The following is a 3,626-nucleotide window of genomic DNA, read 5'->3' on the forward strand; positions in this document are numbered from 1 at the left end:
GCGCGACCTTAAAGGCCTCTAAAGATGATCGTTCCCACGCTCTGCGTGGGAATGCCTCTTGTGACGCTCTGCGTCAGGCTTTGGGACGCAGAGCGTCCCGGGCTGCGTTCCCACGCGGAGCGTGGGAAAGATCATTGGCTTAGTACCATCCTTTCTTCGCCCACTTCCTCGGCATACCGCGCCACCACCTTCTGGCACAACCCCACAATCTCCTCCACCAACTCCACCCCCACACGCCACGACACCACCACCTGCAAGTTCGGCAAGCGTTGCGCCATGGGCAGCATCACCAACTCCCCACTGGCCAATTCCTCCATCACCAGCACCGGCGGTAACGCGCCAATCCCGAAGCCATCGCGTAGCAAGCGGGTAATCGCCGACACCGAGTTCACACAGTTCATGCGTGGCGAGGCCACCCCGTTGGCCTGCATCAGGCTCAGCACATCCTGGTGTGGGTGGGAATTTTTCGAGTAGGTGATGATGCGCTCCTGGGCCAGTTCGGCGAGGGAGGCGTAGTCACGGTTGTAGATGGAGTGGCTGGCGACTATCCAGGCCATGGGGTGGCTGGCCAGCTCCAGGCTGCGCACGGTTTCCAGGCGCAGCAGGTCGGTTTGCAGGATCAGGTCGAGGAAGCCTTTTTGCAGCTGATCGCTGAGGTTAAGCGCCGTATCGGCGACCAGTTCGATTTCTACCCGCGGGAAGTGATCCATCAATTGCGCCACCAATGGGCTCAGCCAAGTGTGGATTACCGTGTCCATGGCACCGATGCGGATGCGCCCCACCTTGCTGCTGGTGGTCTCCAGGGACTGCTTCAAGCCCTGCATTGTGACCATCATCTGCTCGGCATAATCGAGCACCTTCAAGCCTTCCGGGGTCAGGCTGACGCCGCGTGAATCGCGCAGAAACAGCTTCACACCCAGTTCGCTTTCGAGCACGGCGATGCGGCTGGAAATCGAGGCCTGGGTGGTGAACAGCTTTTCGGCGGTCAGGCGAAAGCTCTTGAGCTTGGCCACCCAGACGAAAGTTTCGAGGAACTTCAAATTCATGGGATCAACTTTTCTTATGCTTGGATCGGTTTTTATTAGTTGGACGCCGCACCCGGCAAACGCCAAAAATCGAGGCATTCCACGATAAGCGCCGTTAGGGTGTCAGGACAAGTTGCGAGTTCTGCGTAAAAAATCCCACACTACAAAAAATACAAAGCCTACAGGAGCAACCACCGTGAGCCGTCTGCTTTTGAATTGCGACATCGGCGAAAGCTTTGGTAACTGGACCCTGGGTCTGGACGCCGAGGTCATGCCGTTCATCGATTGCGCCAACGTGGCCTGTGGTTTTCATGCCGGCGACCCGAGCATCATGCGCCAGACCGTCAGCCTGGCACTCAAGCATGGCGTGCAAATAGGTGCGCACCCGGCCTACCAGGACCTGCAAGGGTTCGGCCGCCGTTCCATGGCCTATACGCCGCAGGAAATCCAGGACCTCATGCACTACCAGATCGGCGCCCTTGAGGGCATCTGCCGTGCGCAGGGTACCCGCGTCAGCTACGTCAAACCCCATGGTGCGCTGTACAACGACATGATGGCCAAACCGGCGCAACTGCGAGCGGTGATGCAGGCTGTGGCCGCGTATGGCGATTTGCCCTTGATGTTGCTGGCCAAAAGCGACAACAGCGAGGCCCAGGCGATGGGCGATGAATTCGGCCTGACACTGTGGTTCGAAGCCTTCGCTGATCGCGCCTATGACCCTAAGGGCCATCTGGTTTCGCGTCAGTTGCCGGGCGCGGTCCATCACGACGCCGACACCATCGTGCAGCAAGCCCTGACCATTTCCCGTGGGCAAGCCCTGACGGCCAGCGACGGCAGCGCCCTGGTGTTGCAGGCCAACACCCTGTGCGTACACGGCGACAACGCCAGCTCGATCGCCGCTGTGCAGCGCATCCGCGAGGCGTTGAAACCAGCATGAAGCCACGCATTGAAGTGGTGGCCATCGACTGCTTGATGGTGCGTCTGTTTGAGGTGATTGCTGAAGCCAACATGCCGTGGATGCTCGCCGCCACCCAACGTCTGCGTGAAAGTTTTGGTGACGCGCTGGTGGATCTGGTGCCGTCCTACACGACCTTGATGGTGCATTACGACCTCACAGCGTTAAGCCCGGCCCAGGCGCGGGAGCTGATCGACCGTGCGCTGACCGACTTGCAACCCCAGGCGCAGGGCAGCGGCCAGTGCCACGTGTTGCCGGTGTGGTACGACCTGAGTGTCGGCCCGGAACTGACGTTGCTCAGCCAGCGCAGCGGCTTGTCGATCGAGCAGGTGATCCATCGCCACAGTGCCCACGAATACCAAGTCTTTGCCCTCGGCTTCGCGCCCGGTTTTGCCTTTATGGGCTTGGTCGACGAAATCCTCGCCACACCACGGCTCAACACGCCGCGTAAACGCGTGGCGGCCGGCAGTGTCGGCATTGCCGAGCGGCAAACCGCCGCCTACCCGGTGGTGTCGCCGGGCGGCTGGAACCTGATCGGCCGCACCCCGACCAAACTGTTCGACCGCGAGCGTGACGGCTACAGCCTGATGCAGCCGGGCGATACCGTACGTTTCGAAGCGGTCGGCCACGCCGAATTCATCCATTTGGGTGGCGATGACACGCCGTTGGAGGCGCAGGCATGAGCCGCTTGTTGATCGAGGCCAGCACGCCGCTGTGCCTGTTGCAGGACGCCGGACGCTTTGGCGTGCGCCACCTGGGCGTGACCCAGGGCGGGGCGCTGGATTGGGTGTCGATGTCCTGGGCCAATTGGCTGCTGGGCAATGCGCTGGATGCACCGGTGGTGGAAATCACCTTGGGCGGGTTTACCGTGCAGGCCGAAGACTATTGTTTGCTGGCATTGGCCGGGGCGGATTTGGGCGCCTATATCGACGAACGCGCCATCAGCCCTGGGCGCAGTTTTATCCTGCAAAAGGGCCAGCGTCTGCGCTTTACCCAGCCATTCAGTGGTGCGCGGGCTTACCTGGCGGCGCCCGGCGGGTTTGATGCGCCGGCTGTGCTAGGCAGTTGTTCCACGGTGGTACGTGAGGCATTGGGTGGGCTGGACGGTTTCGGCAAGGCCTTGGCCGAAGGCGGGCGGTTGGTTTATTCCGGTACGGGCGGCGCGATGAAAGTGCTGAGCACGCCTGATCTGCCGGCAAAAGCGCCGCTGGACGTGATTGTCGGCGCGCAGATCGGCCAGTTCAGTGGGCAGAGCCTGTTCGATGCATTCAATACTGACTGGTCGCTGGACAGCCGCGCCGACCGCATGGGCATGCGCCTGCTGGGCACGCCGTTGCAGTACCAGGGGCCGTCGTTGATCTCTGAAGGCATCCCGTTGGGCGCGATCCAGGTGCCGCCGGATGGGCAGCCGATTGTGCTGCTCAATGATCGGCAGACCATTGGCGGCTATCCGCGTTTGGGCGCACTGACGCCGTTGGCATTGGCGCGGCTGGCGCAGTGTTTGCCGGGGGAGAAGGTGAGGCTGGCGCCAGTGGTGCAGGAGACTGCGCATCGGCAGCACATCGAGTTTTTGCAGCGGTTTTTGAATCGCTAAAAGCATCGCAGGCAAGCCAGCTCCCACAGGGGAATGCATTTCAACTTTGGAA

General features: G+C 61.3%; 4 protein-coding genes. 3 read left to right on the forward strand and 1 reads right to left on the reverse strand.

What is annotated here, in order from left to right:
- Positions 1-131 precede the first annotated feature (131 nt).
- Positions 132-1,046 (reverse strand): LysR family transcriptional regulator, encoded by a 915-nt coding sequence (locus FEM54_RS27630; protein ID WP_017137397.1) that lies wholly within the window; start codon positions 1,044-1,046, stop codon positions 132-134.
- A gap of 175 nt (positions 1,047-1,221) precedes the next feature.
- Here FEM54_RS27630 and FEM54_RS27635 point away from each other — a divergent pair, with 175 nt between their 5' ends.
- The 3 genes from FEM54_RS27635 to FEM54_RS27645 are packed head-to-tail and all read left to right on the forward strand — an operon-like array spanning position 1,222 to position 3,574.
- Entirely contained in the window at positions 1,222-1,962 is a 741-nt protein-coding gene (locus FEM54_RS27635) for a 5-oxoprolinase subunit PxpA (protein WP_017137398.1), read from the forward strand.
- Positions 1,959-2,663, forward strand: coding sequence for a 5-oxoprolinase subunit PxpB (gene pxpB / locus FEM54_RS27640; protein WP_017137399.1), 705 nt, complete (start codon positions 1,959-1,961; stop codon positions 2,661-2,663). The genes FEM54_RS27635 and pxpB overlap by 4 nt, the downstream gene beginning before the upstream one ends.
- Positions 2,660-3,574 (forward strand): 5-oxoprolinase subunit C family protein, encoded by a 915-nt coding sequence (locus FEM54_RS27645; RefSeq protein ID WP_138453759.1) that lies wholly within the window; start codon positions 2,660-2,662, stop codon positions 3,572-3,574. Before pxpB ends, FEM54_RS27645 begins: the two co-directional genes overlap by 4 nt.
- Positions 3,575-3,626: the final 52 nt, after the last annotated feature.

This window comes from Pseudomonas edaphica, assembly GCF_005863185.1.
GTDB lineage: Bacteria > Pseudomonadota > Gammaproteobacteria > Pseudomonadales > Pseudomonadaceae > Aquipseudomonas > Aquipseudomonas edaphica.

What these genes read in the sequence shown, in the direction of transcription:
- FEM54_RS27645 (WP_138453759.1), top strand. Translation starts at nt 2,660, where the DNA reads ATGAGCCGCTTGTTGATCGAGGCCAGCACGCCGCTGTGCCTGTTGCAG.
- FEM54_RS27630 (WP_017137397.1), bottom strand. Translation starts at nt 1,046, where the DNA reads ATGAATTTGAAGTTCCTCGAAACTTTCGTCTGGGTGGCCAAGCTCAAG.
- pxpB (WP_017137399.1), top strand. Translation starts at nt 1,959, where the DNA reads ATGAAGCCACGCATTGAAGTGGTGGCCATCGACTGCTTGATGGTGCGT.